The organism is Caballeronia sp. LZ001 (genome assembly GCF_031450875.1).
Taxonomy (GTDB): domain Bacteria; phylum Pseudomonadota; class Gammaproteobacteria; order Burkholderiales; family Burkholderiaceae; genus Caballeronia.
This window is the reverse complement of record NZ_JARTVX010000004.1, coordinates 4,534,740-4,552,026: the sequence shown is the minus strand read 5'-3', so window position 1 is coordinate 4,552,026 and position 17,287 is coordinate 4,534,740. Positions and strand designations below refer to the sequence as shown.

The window sequence follows — 17,287 nt, the reverse complement described above, 5'->3', positions numbered from 1 at the left end:
GCAAGTTACCGCTTTACAGCGTACGAGCCACTTCGGTCACTTCGAAGACTTCCAGCTGGTCGCCTTCGACGATGTCGTTGAAGTTCTTCATCGAGATACCGCACTCGAAGCCCTGACGCACTTCCTTGACGTCGTCCTTGAAACGCTTGAGCGAGTCGAGTTCGCCGGTGTGGATCACGACGTTGTTGCGAATCACGCGCACCGAAGAGGAACGCTTGACCACGCCGTCCGTGACCATACAACCTGCGATAAGGCCGATCTTCGGCACGCGGATGACCTGGCGCACCTCGACCATACCCGTAACCGTTTCGCGCTTTTCCGGCGAGAGCATGCCGGACATTGCCGCCTTCACTTCATCCACAGCGTCATAGATGATGTTGTAGTAGCGAATGTCGATGCCGTTGGATTCCGCCAGCTTGCGGGCTTGCGCATCCGCACGCGTGTTGAAGCCGATGATGACCGCCTTTGAAGCCGTCGCCAAATTGACGTCCGACTCGCTGATCGCGCCGACCGCGCTGTGCACGATCTGCACGCGCACTTCGTTGGTCGAAAGCTTTTGCAGCGATTGCACCAGCGCTTCCTGCGAACCCTGCACGTCGGCCTTGACGATGAGCGGCAGATTCTGCACTTCGCCTTCGCCCATTTGCTCCAGCATGTTCTCGAGCTTCGCGGCCTGTTGCTTGGCGAGCTTGACGTCGCGGAACTTGCCTTGACGGAACAGCGCGATTTCGCGCGCCTTGCGCTCGTCCGGCAGCACGATGACTTCTTCGCCCGCAGCCGGCACTTCCGACAGACCCTGGATTTCCACCGGGATCGACGGACCCGCCGTCTTGGTCGGCTTGCCGGTTTCGTCCAGCATGGCGCGAACGCGACCGTACGCGCTGCCCGCCAGAACCACGTCGCCGCGATTCAGCGTGCCCGACTGCACCAGGATGGTTGCGACCGGACCCTTGCCCTTGTCGAGCTTGGCTTCGATCACGAGACCCTTGGCCGGTGCGTCGATCGGTGCCTTCAGTTCCAGCACTTCGGCCTGCAGCGACACGTTTTCCAGAAGGTCGTCGATACCCTTGCCGGTTTTCGCCGACACTTCGATGAACGGGGAATCGCCGCCGTACTCCTCCGGCACCACGCCTTCCGCGACGAGTTCCTGCTTCACGCGGTCGGAATTGGCTTCCGGCTTGTCGATCTTGTTGATCGCCACCACGATAGGCACGCCACCCGCCTTCGCGTGGGCGATGGCTTCCTTCGTTTGCGGCATCACGCCGTCGTCGGCCGCGACGACCAGAATGACGATGTCGGTTGCCTTCGCACCGCGCGCACGCATGGCCGTGAAGGCCTCGTGACCCGGCGTGTCGAGGAAGGTGATGACGCCACGCGGCGTTTCGACGTGATATGCGCCGATATGCTGCGTGATGCCGCCCGCTTCGCCCGCCGCCACCTTGGCGCGACGGATGTAGTCCAGGAGCGAGGTCTTGCCGTGGTCGACGTGACCCATGACGGTGACGACCGGCGGACGCGGCAGACGCTCTGCCGTTTCTTCCGTGGTTTCGCCTTCGACCAGCAGCGCTTCCGGATCGTCCAGCTTCGCCGCGACCGCGCGATGGCCCAGTTCCTCGACGATGATCATCGCCGTTTCCTGATCCAGCACTTGGTTGATCGTGACCATCTGGCCGAGCTTCATCATGATCTTGATGACTTCGGACGCCTTCACCGCCATCTTGTGCGCGAGATCGGCCACCGAGATGGTTTCCGGCACGTGCACTTCACGGATGATCGGCTCGGTCGGCGCCTGAAACGTGGTCTGTTCCTGATGCTTGCCGCGACCTTTCGGGCCACCGCGCCAGCCGCGATCTACGCCGCCGCTCGTGTCACCGCGCGTCTTGATGCCACGCCGCTTGGACGCGTCGTCCTGCCAGCCGCCCTTGCCGCCGGCCTTCTTCTTGTCGCCCGCGGGTGCGGTCGTGGCGTGTGCCGCCGTGCCGCCCGCTGCCGGCTTCTTCGCCACGGCAGGACGTGCCGCCGTCGCGCCTTCCGGACGCGCCGGCTTGTGCAGCGTGCCCTTCGCTTCCGCAGCCTTGGCTGCTTCGGCCGGCTTGGCGACCACGGGCGCCGGCTCCGGCGCCTTTACCTGCGCCTTGCGCGGCGTGTTCATCATCTCGCGGATGGCGCGTGCCTCGGCTTCCGCTGCCGCGCGACGCTTCGCGATCTGTTCCTGTTCGACACGCGTTTTTTCAGCAGCGGCGCGCGCGGCGTCCTCCGCCTTCTTGGCGGCTTCGCGTTGCGCGGCGCGCTCGCTGGCAGCCTTCTCTTCCGCAGCCTTTTCGGCGGCTTCGCGTTGCGCGGTGTCGTCGACCTTCGGCTCGGGCTTCACTTCAGCCTTTGCATCGACCGTCGGCGGCGTGCGCGCTTCCTGACGCGCAGCCGATGCCGCGCGCGAGATTTCCGCTGCCTGCGCGGCAGCAGCCGCACGGCGCGCCGCTTCGTCTTCCTGACGACGACGCTCGGCTTCAGCCGCTTCCTCACGCTGACGACGCTCGCTTTCCTCGCGTTCGAGCTGAGCCTGACGCTCCTTCAGCTCGCGCTCTTCGCGCTCGAGCTGCTCGGCGGCGCGACGCGCTTCTTCCTCGCGGCGCTGCAATTCGGCTTCGTCGACTTCTTCCTCGACCGGAGCGGGCGCCTCGGCGGCTTGTTCCACGCCGGCCTCGTCGCGCTTCATGAATACACGCTTCTTGCGCACCTCGACCTGAATGGTGCGAGCTTTACCCGTTGCGTCAGATTGCTTGATCTCCGACGTATGCCGGCGGGTCAAAGTGATCTTGCGCTTGTCGGCGTCGGCGGAACCGTGCGACTTGCGCAAATGATCGAGCAGACGCGCCTTGTCCGTCTCGGACAGGTCGTCGTTCGCGCTTGCTTTCTGGACGCCAGCCGCCTGCAACTGCTCGAGCAGGACGCCCGCAGGCATTTTGAGTTCCGCGGCAAATTGGGCTACGTTGTTACTCGCCATTCATTCCTCTTGATGCAAGGACATATCCTTGCGGTTAGATCGGGGTCACGCGGCCAAACCGGCCGCCAAATATCAGTGCGCCATGGTCATTTCTCACTGGAACCAGTGTTCACGTGCTTTCATGATCAACGCCTTAGCGGCATCCTCTTCCACACCGGTCATTTCGACCAGTTCATCCACAGCCAGCTCCGCGAGTTCGTCGCGGGTCTGGATCTGGTGTTCAGCGAGCTTCGCGAGAAGCTCGTTGTCCATTCCTTCGAGACTCTTCAGATCGAGCGCGACGCCTTCGACCTTCTCTTCATTGGCGATCGCCATGGTCAGCAACGCGTCGCGCGAACGGTTACGCAGTTCGTGCACCGTGTCTTCGTCGAAGGCTTCGATCTCGAGCATTTCGTTGAGCGGCACGTACGCGATTTCTTCGAGGCTCGTAAAGCCTTCGTCGATCAGGATGTCGGCGACTTCCTCGTCCACATCCAGACGCGCCATGAACAGATCGCGCAACTTGCCACGTTCTTCGTTCTGCTTCAGCGCCGATTCGTCCGGCGTCATGATGTTGATCTGCCAGCCGGTGAGCTCGCTGGCGAGTCGAACGTTCTGGCCGCTTCGGCCGATGGCAACCGCGAGTTCGTTTTCGTCTACGACGACGTCCATCGAATGCTTTTCTTCATCCACGACAATCGACTGGACGGCTGCCGGCGCGAGAGCGCCGATCACGAACTGGGCGGGGTCTTCCGACCATAGCACGATGTCCACGTTCTCGCCACCAAGCTCGTTGCGTACGGCCTGCACGCGCGAACCGCGGATGCCGACGCAAGTGCCGATCGGGTCGATACGCTTGTCATAGGCGATCACCCCGATTTTCGCACGCACGCCAGGATCGCGCGCGGCCGCCTTGATCTCCAGCAGGCCTTGCTCGATTTCCGGCACTTCCAGCTCGAACAGTTTCATCAGAAACTCGGGCGCAGTGCGCGAAAGCTCGATTTGCGGGCCGCGCGCCGTGCGGTCGACCTTGGCGATGTACGCGCGCACACGGTCGCCCACCCGCAAGTTTTCCTTCGGAATCAATTGGTCACGGCGCAGCAGCGCTTCCACGCGACCGGATTCGACGATGAAATTACCCTTGTCCAAACGCTTGACCGAGCCGGTCATAATCTTTTCGCCGCGCTCGAGGAAGTCGTTCAAAATTTGCTCGCGCTCGGCATCGCGCACTTTCTGCAGGATGACTTGCTTCGCTGCCTGGGCGCCGATACGGCCGAACTCGATGGACGGAATCGGTTCTTCGATGAAGTCGTCCACCTGCGCGTCGGGCTGTTGCTCCTTCGCTTCGAACAGCAGGATTTCCTGATCCGGCTCTTGCAGGCCGGCCTCGTCCGGCACCACGCGCCAGCGGCGGAAGGTTTCGTGCTCGCCGCTTTCACGGTCGATCGCCACGCGAATGTCGACGTCTTCCTCGAACAGCTTTTTCGTTGCCGATGCAAGCGCAGCCTCCAGGGCTGCATACACCACGTCCTTGTTGACGTTCTTTTCGCGCGCCAGCGCATCCGCCAGCATCAAAACTTCGCGACTCATTGTTTGCGGCTCCTAAAGTCAACTTTGGGGACGAGACGTGCTTTGTCGAGGTCCGCGAGCGTGAAATCGAGCATCGCGGCGCCGTCCTTCCCTTCAAATTCCAAACCGATCGTGTCGCCGTCGGGGGCATGCAAAATGCCACGGTACGACTTGCGCCCGTCCAACGGCTTTTTCAATGTGATGACGACTTCGCTCCCCGCGAAGCGTTCGAAATCCGCCAGCTTCTTGAGCGGACGGTCGAGACCCGGCGACGAGACTTCGAGCCGGTCGTAATCGATATTCTCGACTTCGAGCACATACTGGAGCTGGCGTGTGACTTTCTCGCAGTCCTCGATGGCGATACCGCCCGGATGGTCGATATATATACGCAGCATGCCGCCTCCCGAACGCTCGAGATCGACAAGCTCGTAGCCTAAGCCCGAGACCGTGGTTTCAATCAGTTCCGTCAGTTGCACAGTCACTCCAAGGTGTTCGCGCGCTCCACGCCGACAACACCTGCGGGCATGCGCCATAAGCGGGCGCGCACCCTTCTTCCCCGAGATGCCGAACCGAAAAGCCAAAAAAAAATGGGCGCAACGCCCATCTTCTTCAACCGAGATCGCACTCAGGGCAGAGAGAAAAACTACGTGCCCAGCGACTTTGTGATTTTAGCCATTTTTCGGGATAAACGCAAACGTAGACGGCCCGTTCAGGCTCGTTTCGTGCCGAAAGACAGACTTTTTGGCTTGCATTTGCAAAAAACGGTCGACGCCATGAAGCCTGTCGACCGTTACTTGCGAATCCCGCAATGACGCGGATTCAATGACGGCTAGCGCCCGCGCGTCCGATTTCGCGGACCGCCGCGCGCCGGACCGCCCGGCTTGCCTTGTCCCGCGTTTTGCTGGCCGCCCGGACGATTGCCGCGCGGACCGTTGCCATTCGCGGCTCGCTTGGCCGGACCCGCCGCGCCCGGCGCACCACTTTGAGGACGCGCGCCGCGAGGACCGCCACGGCCGCCCGGTGCGCGATTGCCGTTAGCCTCGCCGCCGCCCGCGCGGTTGCCGTTAGCCTCGGCGCCGTTGCGTCGGCCTGTGCCATTGCCGCTCCGGTTGCCCGGGCCGCCGCCAAAACCAGCACCCGCGCCGCCCATGCCGAAGCCGCCCGACATGCCGCCCGCCGCGCCGCGCCGACCGCCGCCGTTGCGTCCCGGCGTTTGCGACTGCGCGATGCGCGCATGCGACATCAGCACCGGCTCACGCGTGATGATGCCCATCGACGTCTGCATCGGATCGGGCTGCACGCGCGGTGCGGAACTACGGCCACCCTTTTCTTCGGTCGGCAGCTTGAGACCCACCGCCGCGAGCAGGCTGCGCACCTGGTTATCTTCGAGCTCTTCCCAGCGGCCACGCTTGAGACCGCGCGGCAACGCGATCGGACCGTGACGCGTGCGGATCAGGCGGCTGACCATCAAGCCCGCGGCTTCGAACATGCGGCGCACTTCGCGATTGCGGCCTTCGGCCAGCGCGACGTGATACCAGTGATTCGTGCCTTCGCCGCCACCATCTTGAATGCGCAGGAAGTTCGCGGGACCGTCGTCGAGTTCGACGCCCTTTAAAAGCTTCTGCTTCATCCCTTCCGACAACTGGCCGACCACGCGCACCGCGTATTCGCGCTCGACGCTATAGCGCGGATGCATGAAGCGGTTCGCCAGATCGCCCGAGGTGGTAAGCAGCAGCAAGCCTTCGGTATTGAAGTCGAGGCGGCCGACCGCGAGCCACTTGGCGGTTTTCATCGACGGCAGCTTGTCGAACACGGACGCGCGGCCTTCCGGGTCGGCGTGACTGACGATTTCGCCTGTCGGCTTGTGATAGAGCAAGACGCGCGGCGGTTTGCTCGCCAGCTTGCGCTTGAGCGGCTTGCCGTTGATACGCACCTGATCGGTCGGCATGATGCGCTGGCCGATATGCGCCGGCTCGCCGTTCACCGATACACGGCCCGCGATGATCAATTCTTCCATGTCGCGCCGCGAACCCATGCCGGCATCTGCAAGAACCTTGTGCAGCTTGGGCGCGTCGTCGTCCGGTTCGAGCACGCGCTTTTGCTGGGGCGCGTTGCGGCCACGGCGGAGCATCGGCGCGCGCACGCCGCTCGCGCCGTTGTCGGCGTCGAAGGCGGGGGACGTGACGTAGGCGAAAACGTCGTCGACATTGGCGGCTGCGGCGCGCTCGCCCGTTGCCGGTGCGGCTTCGGCACGCTTGCCGCGCGCTTGCTGCGGATTCTTGCGCCGGCCGCCTTCGCGCGGCGCGGCTTGAGGCGCGGCATCGGCGGCGACGGGCGCCTCGGTTGCATCGACCGGTTCGCTTGCGCCGGCTTCCGCCGATTCACGGCGCGGATTCCTGCGGCCGCCCTTTGCCGCGTTGGCGCGCGGCGCGCGGTTGCCCGCTTCCTTGCGCGGCTTTGCGACCGGTTCCGCGACGACGCCATCCGGCGTCGCCTCGGTCGCGGTGTCGGGTGAACCCGGCGCGCCTTCGGCGCCCTTGGTCTTGGCGACAGCGCGGCGCCGCGCGATCAGACTGCGTGGCCCGCGGCGCAGGCCGCGGCGCGGACGATCGTCGCCTTCGCCATTCTCGTCGCTGCGCGTGCGTTCGCCGGCGTCGGCCGGTTCATGGGCGTCCGCGGCGTGCACGGGGCGCGCGGAATCAGGCGAATCGCTGTCGTGGGAATGTGTCAAAACAACCTCAAATGTCGAATCGCGCGTCTCGTGAGGCGCGTCAAAAATTTCCGCTGATCGGTTCGGCCGGTCGTCTCGAAATGATCATTTTGGCGAGCCGAAGCGGATCAGGGGCCATGCAAAATTGCGTCAGGCGCGGCGCGCCGTAGGTTCTTCGGAGTCGTCGTCATCCGAAGCGAAGTCGTTCAATGCACGCGTGTCCCGTTCATGGCCGTCTTGCGCGCCATCGGGCGGAGCGGGAACGGCTGAATCGTCGACTTCGTGCGCTTGCGTGCCGTCGGGATGCGCGTGCAGTTCAGGCGCGGCTCTCAGTGGCTGCGCGTGAATTGCGGCGTCCGGACCGGCATCGCGGGAGTCACTCGCGTCGGCGCTTTCGGGTGTTGCTTCAGGCTGTGCCGCGGTTACGTCCGCGGGCTGCACCGGCTCGGTGAGCGCGATGACGGACTCGGACACTTCATTCGGGTTGACTGGCGCACTTGCGGGATGTTCCCCGGCGGCAGTCGATTCATCCGCAATGCTGGCTGTGGGCGGTGTATCGCCGGCAACGCGATCCGGAAACTCGATCGAATGCTGCGACAACAACGACGCTTCCAGTTGCGCCGACGGATTATCCAGCGCGGGCAATTCATCGAGCGCGGTCAGCCCGAGGTCATCCAGAAACTGCTTCGTCGTGGCGTAGAGCGCCGGACGTCCGGGCACGTCGCGATGGCCGATCACTTCGATCCAGCTCCGATCCTCTAGCTGCTTTACCACTTGCGTGTTGACGGTCACGCCGCGAATCTCTTCGATATCGCCACGCGTTACTGGCTGCCGGTAAGCAATGATCGCAAGCGTTTCAAGCACGGCGCGCGAATACTTCGGCGGCTTTTCCGGATGCAAGCGGTCGAGATAAGTCCGCATCGCCGGCTTGCTTTGAAAGCGCCAGCCCGTTGCGAGCGCGACCAATTCGACGCCGCGGCCCGACCAGTCGGCCTGAAGGCCTTCGAGCAGCGTGCGAAGGGTATCCGCCGATACGTCGTCGGCGAACAGCTTGCGCAATTCACTCAGTCGCAGCGGTTCCTGCGCGCAAATCAATGCAGTCTCGAGGACGATCTTCGCCTCTTGAGTATTCATGCAGCTTGGGTCAACCCTAAATGGTCAATGAGTGGTCAATGAACGGCCAATGATTCGATTCAAACCGGACTTGCGCAGGTTCGAACGCCACCGAAACGGTGCGGACGATAAAGCTGGACGCTGAGTTTCAAGACGCGCTCGCCCGATTTTGGTCGGTCATATTGACTGGGAGCACGCACCGGGGAGAGGCGATATCGGGCGTTCGATCGAGCGAAGCGCCGGGCCATCCAGCCGGACGAGGTGGCGCTTTCCTGGATGAAAGCGCATGACTGAGCGCCATATTACGCAAAAAGAACCGGTGCGTAAAGATGAATACAGGCGAACACGCAATCGGCGCGCTCCTTACTTCGCGCGCCGCCGAGATCCTCGACCTCAGACGCGCGTCGAAAGAAAGACGCGCAAACGCTCGACGCCCTTGTCGAGCCGCGCGGGATCGCACGCGTAGCACCAGCGCACGAAGCCTTCGCCCTCTTCACCAAACGCGCTGCCGGGCGCAAGCCCGAGACCGGCGTCGCGCACCAGCGACTTGCAAAGCTCGAGACTGCGCGACGCGCCGGGCAGCGAGAAGAACAGGTACATCGCACCGTCCGGCGCGCGCACGTCGACGCCGTCGATGGTCTGCAGCGCCTTGACCAGATGATCGCGACTCGCGTGCAGGTCCGCGACGAGCGATTGCGTGAAACGCTCGCCCTCCTCGACTGCGACGATGCCCGCCTGCTGCACGAACGACGGCGCACACGACGTGTTGTATTCCACGAGCTTGCCGAGGTCGTCCATGAGACGCTCGGGCGCGACGATCCAGCCGAGCCGCCAGCCCGTCATGAGCCAGGCCTTCGAAAACGAATTCACGGCGATCACGCGTTCATCGCGCGATGCGAGGTCGAGGAACGACGGCGCAACCTTGCCGTTTCCGCCGTAATACAGGCGCTCGTAGACTTCATCCGCGACGATCCAGATGCCGTGGCGGCGGCAATGCTCGAGAACGGTGCGCTGCTGATCGCGCGTCATCGTCCAGCCGGTCGGGTTGTTCGGCGAGTTGATCATCAGCATGCGCGTCGACGGCGTGAGCGCGGCGAGCAGCCGGTCAAGATCGAGCGTCCAGCCGTTTTCGCCGTAACCGAGCGAAACCGTTTCGACGCTCGCGCCGAGAATCTTCGGAATCTCGACGAGATTCGGCCACAACGGCGTCACCGCGACCACGCGATCGCCCGCGCCGACGACGAGTTGCGCCGCCAGCATCAGCGCGTTCACGCCAGCGCTCGTCACCGCGACGTGCGCGGCCGACGTATCGCCATGCAAGGCCGTGACGTAGCGCGCGAGCGCCTCGCGCAAAGACGCGACGCCCAGGTTATGGGTGTAGAACGTTGCGCCATCGGCGAGTGCGCGACTCGCGGCATCGCGAATGAACGGCGGCGTCACGCGATCCGATTCACCGAACCAGAACGGCAGCACGTCCGGCACGCCGAAGCCGGCATTCGCCACTTCGCGAATTTGCGACGGACGCAACGCCCGCACGGCATCGCGTGCGTTGGGCGCATGAGGCGCAGGCGACGCACCGCTGTGGCGCGCGCCCGTCAATTCGCTCAGTTCTGCGCTCACCGCGCCTTCCGATTCACTCATTGCACGCCTCGTCGAATAAAGAACGCAGTCTAACGCTCCCGGCACATTTTCGAGACAAACGGCCCGTCAGGTCAGTTGCTCGGCGCGCGGAGGCAGCGCGGCGATCAGCGACCAGACCGACTCCGCCGCCGGAGACAGCGAGCGGTCGCGCCGTCGTACGAGTTCCACGGTGCGCTCGGCGCGCGGTTCCAGCGGCAGCGCGATCAACGAGGAATTCGCGGGCAAAGGCAGCGCGAGCCAGGGCAACACGCTCACGCCGACACCCGCCTCGACCAGTCCGAACACCGTCGCCGGATGGCCGAGCTCCTGCACCACCTGCGCCTGAACGCCGTGCCGCTGCATGACGGCATCGATGATTGGCCGGCTTCCCGAAGCCTGATCGAGCATCACGAGCCGCTCTCCCGCGAGCGCTTCCCATGGCGCCGCAGACTCGTGCGCGAGCGGGTGATCGCGGCGTGCGACGAGACAAAACGAATCGGTCATCACGGGCTGGCCGTGAAGGGCGTCGTCGGCCAAAGGTCCGATCACGACGCCGAAATCCGCTTCGCCCGACTTGACCTGGCGGAGCACGTCGGATTGGACATCGTCTCGCAGAATCAATGTGACGAGCGGAAATTCTCGCAGACACGACGCAATCACGCGCGGCATCAGCCGGCACGCGACTGTCGGGCTCGCCGCGACGATCACCCGGCCGCGCTTTTGTTGCCCCAATTCGCGCACTTCGTGGAGCGCGGAGTCGAGGTCGGCAATCAGCCGGGACACCGTGCCGACGAGATTGACGCCGACATCCGTCAACTGCACTTCGCGCGTCGTCCGGTCGATGAGCTTCAGCCCGATTTCCCCTTCCAGCTCGCGCACGCATCGGCTGACCGCCGACTGCGTCAGGCCGATTTCATCGCCCGCGCGGCTGAAACTACGCAACCGCGACACCTCGATAAAGACGCGCAACTGGCGCAGCGTCACGTTCAGCGATCCGTTCATTCCCGACGTTCATCAATAAGCCCGTTTCATACGGATTATAGCGGCGGCAATCACGCCGAATCCTCCGAACGTACGTTTCGCTGCGGTGCAGCATAATTGCGAAAACGCACGCTGGATGGGCTCTCTGCACAGGATTGGTGATTGTCCCGATTTCTTATCCGGCTCGTTTCGGGTCTGATACGGGCCATGCTGGCGTTGCGTCAGCCTACTGCCATGCGGGTTTCCCGGATTTTGCGACGCGCATGGCACGGTTCTCGCATTTCATTGCGCACAGAGGTCGGGCGACGAGGCATTCAGAAACAATCGTCTGCCGCACCGTTCCGACTCTCTCCTGGTAATTCGTTCATCGGATTCCGACCAGAGTGCGCGGCGCGGGGCAGCGCACCGGGGTTAGCTTCGCTGAGGTGAGATATGGTGCTGTTCGACGATTTGAGAGATAACGAGTGGGCGCTGGTTGAGGCTTTGTTCTGTTCCGAGCCAGCGCGCAGTGAGCGGCGCGGCCGTCCGCGCGTCGAAGCGCGTTCGGTGGTCAACGCCGTGCTGTGGGTGCTCTCGACGGGTGAAGGCTGGTCGAAGCTGCCCGGGCGTTATCCTTCGCCCCCTACTTGCCGCCGCCGTTTCGACGAATGGCAGGCGGACGGCACGCTTGCCGAAATCGTGAAGCGTTTGTCGAGCAATGGCCGCGAAGTCTCGCTGCGCGGACGCATTGGTTCGAGCGCAGCCAAGCCGCCCGCGCCGCCGAGCCGCGATCGTCTGCGCGGTGCATTCTGGACCAACCCGGAATCGTGGCGCGCCCCGGCCAAGATGGCCTGATCTATCTGCTCCGCTCGAAGCAGGCTGATTTCCATACATTCCCTGTTTCGGCTCAGTTTCGCTTCATTCCCTGCACGCGGGCGTTCGGCCCGCGAGGCATCACCTTCCGCCAATGTTCGCCGCGCACGCCCTTCTTTGCGTGCCGGCCTTTCTCGCCGGTCATAGTATGGCTCGCCAAAAAAACTGGCGAGGCTCAGCTAAAACGGCGGAGAAACAACTCTTTACCATTGCTTACAGCGTGTTGGCTGCGCAAAGCATAGTTTGGTGAGTGGACTAACAGGCCCGGTTTGGGTTTGAGGGGACTCGCCATGAAGGTATCGATACTGCTCGCTTGCGGTGCGCTCGGCGCGCTGACGAGCGCGGCGGCATCTGGGCAAGCCCGGCCGCCGCCGGGGTCGGATTTGCATCTGAATACGAGAGCGGCCATGAGCGCGCCGCAGGATATCGCCCGGACGCGCGATGTGACGCCGCCCGCTCCGCGTGGCGATCTGCGCGGCGATATCGCGAGCAATGTGCGCGCGCGTCCCGATTCCGAAAGGGAGAGCCAGGGACGGCATCATTGACGGACGCGCGTTTGCGTAACAAAGTGCTGGACCATTCCCGTGCGAAACGGGATTTTTTTCGTCCGCGCCAGTGTGAAGCCACGGGAAAGACCGGACGCCCGAGAAGAAGCCCGGCGGACAAGACTGACGACGACGATCCCTCGGCTCGTCAGCCGATCAGTCTCAGCTCCAAGCACTCGCCGTTCAGGCTCTCGCCTCGACTACGACTTCCTGGCCGCCGAACGAATAAGGTTCGCTGCGTCTCAAGTCCCAGTCGATCGAACGTTCGTCGCGGCAAAGCCGGTTGAATTCGTTTTTCCCGCGCTCGGTTACAACAGCGATATCCACGGGTGCATGAAAGCCCGGCGCTGGCGCAACGGTGCGCTGTCTCGTGAGTTCGAGCAGCCCGAGGGCGCGCAGAAGGTCGAAACCTTTGGGACGTTTTGCCCAGGGAACCTGACGATACTGCGCTCGGCGAAGTGCTTCGAGTACGGCTTCGTTAGAATACGTGGTCATCTCGTTCTGTCTTCCTGTGCAGCCATGACGACGCTCGTGACGGTCGCAAGACGGTCCGCGACGTCGACTAAACGCGGCGCGCCGAATTTCGCGTTGCCAAGCATGATCAGCTTGCTGGCGAATGTTTGGCCGCCGCTTGCGTTAGGTGCTGCTTTCTATTACAAGCCCCCGTTGAGAGCGCGCTAATCACGCGCTTTACTGCGACACCCGCCGATGCGTTCCCGAAGTCCGCGATGACGGAACGAATTGTCCTCAAACCAATACGTTACCCCAATCAAATTGGTTCTATTTACTTTATTGCTGCTTTTTTTTGCATTATTTGCGCTTTGGCGACGCCGCCGCGTCCAGATTGCCGTTCTCACCGTCATTTTGGCGTGGGCGTGCGGTAGCGGATGGTTCGCCGGGCCTTTGCTCAATCTGGCGCAACAGGGCTTTGATCAGACGATCACGCCGGACTTCGCACCCAAGACCGACATCGTTCTGATGGGCGGCGGAACGGACAGGGAAGGCACGGGGCTCATCCCGAAAGCGGATTCGATCCCGCGCATTGCGGCGGCGGCGAAGTTGTACCGGGAGTGCCGCGCGTCCGGTGCGTCGTGTCGATTGATCCTGAGCGGCGGCGACCCGCAAAACCACGGTCAGGCCGAAGCGGACAATTACGCGCCTTACGTGCTTGCGCAGGGCGTCGCGCCCGGCGATCTCATCCGCGAAAATCAAAGCCTCAACACTTATCAGAACGCGCGTAATGTCGCCGCCATTCTGGGTGATGCACATGACAGCGATTTGATCGTCATTACGTCGGCGTACCACATGCGACGCTCGCTGGCCGCGTTCGACGCATTCGGTTATCGTCCGCAGGCCTACGTTTCAGATGTGCGACATAACTCCGTCACACTTCTGCCCCGCTTCCGCAGCTTCGAGAACAGCGAGCTTGCGGCGCACGAACTCGTGGGCATGGCGCGCTTCGAGGTGTATCGCTGGCTGCGTCTTTATTGAAGGCGCTGGCCGAATGCGTGAATCGATTGCGCGAGGTTTAGTCAGGACTAGCTAGCAACGAGCCGCACCTGTAAGATCGCGCACCGGCTTTTCGAGGGCCGGCCAGGAATCGTGATTCGACACGTCGTTGCCCGAATCGGGGTCTACGATGGGTACGGTCCGAAGCGCATTGCCGAAGACGTTCGGGTAGCGAAGCACCTCCGTGCGATGCGGGACTGGATTTTGCTCCGAACTATGCGGCAATACCCGGATCGGACAGGCGATTCCCGGATTCAACTGTCACCAGGAGGTTAAAATGAAGAAAGTGTCCGTGGCTGTTCTGTTGTCGTTGAGCGCGCTTGCATCGGTGGCCTATGCTCAAAGCGAGCAAGGCGTGACGATGAGCACCGATCCCGCGAAGATCGCGGACGTCGAATCGCGCGCACAAGCTCTGCAATCGTCGCAGCAAGACAGTATGCAAGGCATGCATTCGCAGCCTATGCATAAGTCGGGTAGTCATCACAAGAAGTCGCACGGCAAGTCGACGACCGGTTCGAGCCAGTAAGTTCGCTTCCGGCCGCACGGCTAGTTCTGTCGCGCTGCGCTCTGGTGCGTGAGCACCTCGGGCGCAGCGTAATCAGCGAACGAGCCAATCGCCGCTTGATATCTTCGGTAGTCCTGCAACTGATTGCGCCGAGACGGGGTACATCAGGCAATCGATGCGCGTTCTCGTGCCATCCAGTTCCACTTCGACATGCATCCGGTGCGAGCGAAACAGTCCTTCCACACCGGGATACACCTCTTCGATTTCATCGAGCACAGGCACAAGCGATTCTTCGATTCGAAAGATATCGCCACGAATCGGCGCACCGGTATCGTCATCGAGCACTAGTCCGGGATAAGCGCCGAAATCGAAAAGATGACCGCGCACGTGCGCCGCGCCCAGATATTCCGGTGTCGCCAGATCATGGCGCTCTGCCGCGCGATTGATATCATTGGCTTCGCCCGCGCGCAGGGTGCCGTACACAAAGACGTATTGCATCGGAGAATGCCGCTCCATTCGTGGCGTTGAACGATCCGCGCATTATGCCCCGCGAAAATGCGCTGCCGGCGGGCCGTCCAAGCTTCCGCCCGAAAGGCGATCCATGACTACGTTCGTCGACACGAATCCATCCAGCGAGAATGTCGAGCACCTCGACATTCCAGTCGAACATTCGCCGACCCGCGATCATCCGATCCGCGTGCGCTCGCGGCCCGTGCCGTATGGCGTGCGAATCGCGCTGCATACACATCCGTGGGCGCAGGTTGCGTACACGTCACGCGGCGTGCTGCGCGTGGCAACCGCCGATTCGACGTGGATGGTGCCGCCTTCCCGTGCGATCTGGGTGCCGCCGAACGTGACGCATGAAGTCGTGATCGTCGAGGACGCGTATCTACGCACCCTTTACGTCGACGCCAGCGTCGTGCCGCCTGGCCTCGGCGCGTGCCGCGTGGTGGAAGTGTCGCCGCTGCTGCGCGAGGTGATCGCCGCACTCGACGAAGACGCGATTTCCCGCCAGCGTGAGCGGCTGCTCGGCACGCTTGCGCTCGATGAAATCATCCGCTCGCAGCCACTTCCGCTTTCCGTGCCGATGCCCAATGACAAGCGCCTGCGCGCGCTCTGCGACGCCGTGCTGAGCGACCCGTCGCATTCGGATCTCGAACGATGGTCGTCGGAAGCCGGGGCGAGCACGCGCACCATCGCGCGGCTCTTCAGGCGCGAGCTCGGCGTGAGCTTTTCGCAATGGCGCCAGCAGGCCGTGCTCGCACGCGCCATTCCGCTTCTGAGCCAGGGACGACCGCTAGCGCAAGTCGCACGGGAATTGGGTTATCAAAGTCAGAGCGCGTTTTCGGCGATGTTTCGCCGCGCTTTCGGGCAAAGTCCTCGCGCGTTTTTTTCGCGTGATGCGGGAACGGGCCACGACGAACGCCCGATGGACGACGCCTAAACGCGGCGCACCATGTGCCGGATCGAACCGAGCAAGGCGAGTCGCGGTCCCGCCGGACGATAGCCCAGACGCACGTACAGGCGCGCGGCGGGGTTGTCGACGAATACGCGCAACTGGCATTCGGCGAGCCCTCGCGCACGCGCCCAGCGATGCGCCGTGTTCAGCAGGAAGGTGCCTGCGCCGCGTCCGCGAAAGCCCTGCGCGATCTGCACGTCACGAATATGCAGCGAGTCGTCTTCCTCCGTCACGCGCATGACACCAATAGGCACGCCGTCCGCCTGCAGGATGAAGTTCTCCGACTCGCGCCAGCTCGACAGAAACAGGTCGCCCCGCCACACGAGATTGTGACGACGATAGTAGCCGACCATGTTGTCGTGCGTGAGCGCTTCGGCGAAAGCGAAATCCGCCATCGACGCCTGGCGCAACTGGAACAGAGAGAGGTCTTCGGTCGGGTCGAGCATCGCACGCGGGACGGGCACGAGGAGGTGCCCTAAACACTATGACAGTGCGCGCCTGCTGGCAATCGACAAATCGATGTTTGCGCAGGATTCGGTGCGCGGGACCTGACGCAAGCGAAAAAACGAGCCCAAAAAAAATCCAGCCCGAAGGCTGGATTTTCTCAACTAGCTGGCGGAGCGGACGGGACTCGAACCCGCGACCCCCGGCGTGACAGGCCGGTATTCTAACCAACTGAACTACCGCTCCAACTCGTTCACCGATTGCAGCGCTTTTACAGCAGCCGCCGATGTTCTGGCGTCCCCTAGGGGATTCGAACCCCTGTACTCACCGTGAAAGGGTGATGTCCTAGGCCTCTAGACGAAGGGGACTTCAACCTACTAAAACTAAACTATCGACACAGCGCAGCGAAAAAAAATCCGGCTTATCAGCCGGAGTCTTCCTGCTTGCAATGCGTTGGCGGAGCGGACGGGACTCGAACCCGCGACCCCCGGCGTGACAGGCCGGTATTCTAACCAACTGAACTACCGCTCCAGCGCTTACTTCCAGGCAGCGCTTCTTACTAGCAGCCGCCGATGTGCTGGCGTCCCCTAGGGGATTCGAACCCCTGTACTCACCGTGAAAGGGTGATGTCCTAGGCCTCTAGACGAAGGGGACAGAAACTTGTGTATCTGTCTTTGCTACTTAATCATTCGCTCTGGGCTTAACAACTTGCCGCAAGCAGCGAAGACCGAAATTCTATACAACCTGATGTTACTTGTGAAGTATTTTTTGCGACTTCCGAAACGCTGGAAACCATACAAACAATACCACCTGCCCTGCAAAACCATTCTTGGTGGAGGTAAGCGGGATCGAACCGCTGACCTCTTGCATGCCATGCAAGCGCTCTCCCAGCTGAGCTATACCCCCTTGCAGAACAGAAACGAGATTCTATAGGCCATTTTTGAAGTTGTAAATACCCTTTGACGCTCGTAGCGAAATTTTTTACCTCTCTTCATGC

Annotated in this window: 16 protein-coding genes and 5 tRNA genes; 6 read left to right on the top strand and 15 right to left on the bottom strand. The window is 62.5% G+C overall.

The window, feature by feature from the left end; all coding sequences use genetic code 11:
• Positions 1 to 13: 13 nt before the first annotated feature.
• The 3 genes from infB to rimP form a co-directional block, all read right to left on the bottom strand.
• Positions 14 to 3,004: a translation initiation factor IF-2 gene (gene infB, locus P9292_RS32355; RefSeq protein WP_309963011.1), complete on the bottom strand. Its 2,991-nt coding sequence runs from the start codon at positions 3,002 to 3,004 to the stop codon at positions 14 to 16.
• A 93-nt stretch (positions 3,005 to 3,097) separates the two neighbouring features.
• Positions 3,098 to 4,573 (bottom strand): transcription termination factor NusA, encoded by a 1,476-nt coding sequence (nusA, locus tag P9292_RS32350; protein ID WP_244825405.1) that lies wholly within the window; start codon positions 4,571 to 4,573, stop codon positions 3,098 to 3,100.
• Positions 4,570 to 5,028: a ribosome maturation factor RimP gene (rimP, locus tag P9292_RS32345; RefSeq protein WP_250465040.1), complete on the bottom strand. Its 459-nt coding sequence runs from the start codon at positions 5,026 to 5,028 to the stop codon at positions 4,570 to 4,572. Before rimP ends, nusA begins: the two co-directional genes overlap by 4 nt.
• Here rimP and P9292_RS32340 point away from each other — a divergent pair.
• Positions 5,023 to 5,364 carry a hypothetical protein gene (locus P9292_RS32340; protein WP_309963009.1) on the top strand — a complete coding sequence of 114 codons (342 nt, stop codon included), beginning with the start codon at positions 5,023 to 5,025 and terminating at the stop codon, positions 5,362 to 5,364. The two genes, rimP and P9292_RS32340, sit on opposite strands and share 6 nt — an antisense overlap.
• A gap of 17 nt (positions 5,365 to 5,381) precedes the next feature.
• On the opposite strand, the gene rluB is transcribed toward P9292_RS32340, so the two are convergent.
• From rluB to P9292_RS32320, 4 genes are all read right to left on the bottom strand, one after another.
• Positions 5,382 to 7,283 (bottom strand): 23S rRNA pseudouridine(2605) synthase RluB, encoded by a 1,902-nt coding sequence (gene rluB / locus P9292_RS32335; protein ID WP_309963006.1) that lies wholly within the window; start codon positions 7,281 to 7,283, stop codon positions 5,382 to 5,384.
• Between the two features lie 129 nt (positions 7,284 to 7,412).
• Complete coding sequence (gene scpB / locus P9292_RS32330) at positions 7,413 to 8,396, bottom strand: SMC-Scp complex subunit ScpB (RefSeq protein ID WP_250465046.1); 984 nt, start codon at positions 8,394 to 8,396, stop codon at positions 7,413 to 7,415.
• Between the two features lie 372 nt (positions 8,397 to 8,768).
• A complete protein-coding gene (locus P9292_RS32325) occupies positions 8,769 to 10,016 on the bottom strand; it encodes a pyridoxal phosphate-dependent aminotransferase (protein ID WP_309963001.1) in 1,248 nt (415 codons plus the stop codon).
• Positions 10,017 to 10,082: 66 nt separating this feature from the next.
• Positions 10,083 to 10,985, bottom strand: coding sequence for a LysR family transcriptional regulator (locus P9292_RS32320; RefSeq protein WP_250465070.1), 903 nt, complete (start codon positions 10,983 to 10,985; stop codon positions 10,083 to 10,085).
• Between the two features lie 423 nt (positions 10,986 to 11,408).
• On the opposite strand from P9292_RS32320, the gene P9292_RS32315 reads away from it, so the two are divergent.
• Together P9292_RS32315 and P9292_RS32310 are read left to right on the top strand one after the other, a co-directional pair.
• Positions 11,409 to 11,810 (top strand): transposase, encoded by a 402-nt coding sequence (locus tag P9292_RS32315; protein WP_050454634.1) that lies wholly within the window; start codon positions 11,409 to 11,411, stop codon positions 11,808 to 11,810.
• Positions 11,811 to 12,118: 308 nt separating this feature from the next.
• Positions 12,119 to 12,373 (top strand): hypothetical protein, encoded by a 255-nt coding sequence (locus P9292_RS32310; RefSeq protein ID WP_250465050.1) that lies wholly within the window; start codon positions 12,119 to 12,121, stop codon positions 12,371 to 12,373.
• A 183-nt stretch (positions 12,374 to 12,556) separates the two neighbouring features.
• Here the strand turns inward: P9292_RS32310 and P9292_RS32305 are convergent, their stop codons facing one another.
• Complete coding sequence (locus P9292_RS32305; protein ID WP_244825411.1) at positions 12,557 to 12,868, bottom strand: hypothetical protein; 312 nt, start codon at positions 12,866 to 12,868, stop codon at positions 12,557 to 12,559.
• A 408-nt stretch (positions 12,869 to 13,276) separates the two neighbouring features.
• Here P9292_RS32305 and P9292_RS32300 point away from each other — a divergent pair, with 408 nt between their 5' ends.
• Both P9292_RS32300 and P9292_RS32295 read left to right on the top strand, forming a co-directional pair.
• A complete protein-coding gene (locus tag P9292_RS32300; RefSeq protein WP_250492491.1) occupies positions 13,277 to 13,864 on the top strand; it encodes a YdcF family protein in 588 nt (195 codons plus the stop codon).
• 295 nt (positions 13,865 to 14,159) lie between these two features.
• The gene (locus tag P9292_RS32295) at positions 14,160 to 14,408 is read left to right on the top strand and encodes a hypothetical protein (RefSeq protein WP_250492492.1); all 249 of its coding nucleotides are present in this window, start codon (positions 14,160 to 14,162) and stop codon (positions 14,406 to 14,408) included.
• Positions 14,409 to 14,480: 72 nt separating this feature from the next.
• On the opposite strand, the gene P9292_RS32290 is transcribed toward P9292_RS32295, so the two are convergent.
• Complete coding sequence (locus tag P9292_RS32290) at positions 14,481 to 14,885, bottom strand: gamma-glutamylcyclotransferase (protein ID WP_250465056.1); 405 nt, start codon at positions 14,883 to 14,885, stop codon at positions 14,481 to 14,483.
• A gap of 103 nt (positions 14,886 to 14,988) precedes the next feature.
• Here P9292_RS32290 and P9292_RS32285 point away from each other — a divergent pair, with 103 nt between their 5' ends.
• Positions 14,989 to 15,831, top strand: coding sequence for a helix-turn-helix transcriptional regulator (locus P9292_RS32285; RefSeq protein WP_309843358.1), 843 nt, complete (start codon positions 14,989 to 14,991; stop codon positions 15,829 to 15,831).
• Here the strand turns inward: P9292_RS32285 and P9292_RS32280 are convergent.
• The 6 genes from P9292_RS32280 to P9292_RS32255 all read right to left on the bottom strand — a co-directional run bounded on the left by P9292_RS32280 (position 15,828) and on the right by P9292_RS32255 (position 17,196).
• Positions 15,828 to 16,310, bottom strand: coding sequence for a GNAT family N-acetyltransferase (locus P9292_RS32280; protein WP_244825416.1), 483 nt, complete (start codon positions 16,308 to 16,310; stop codon positions 15,828 to 15,830). The two genes, P9292_RS32285 and P9292_RS32280, sit on opposite strands and share 4 nt — an antisense overlap.
• 149 nt (positions 16,311 to 16,459) lie before the next feature.
• A tRNA-Asp gene (locus tag P9292_RS32275) sits at positions 16,460 to 16,536 on the bottom strand.
• A 46-nt stretch (positions 16,537 to 16,582) separates the two neighbouring features.
• Positions 16,583 to 16,658, bottom strand: a tRNA-Glu gene (locus P9292_RS32270).
• 86 nt (positions 16,659 to 16,744) lie between these two features.
• A tRNA-Asp gene (locus tag P9292_RS32265) sits at positions 16,745 to 16,821 on the bottom strand.
• Positions 16,822 to 16,868: 47 nt separating this feature from the next.
• A tRNA-Glu gene (locus P9292_RS32260) sits at positions 16,869 to 16,944 on the bottom strand.
• Positions 16,945 to 17,120: 176 nt separating this feature from the next.
• Positions 17,121 to 17,196: transfer RNA gene (locus P9292_RS32255), tRNA-Ala, on the bottom strand.
• Positions 17,197 to 17,287: the final 91 nt, after the last annotated feature.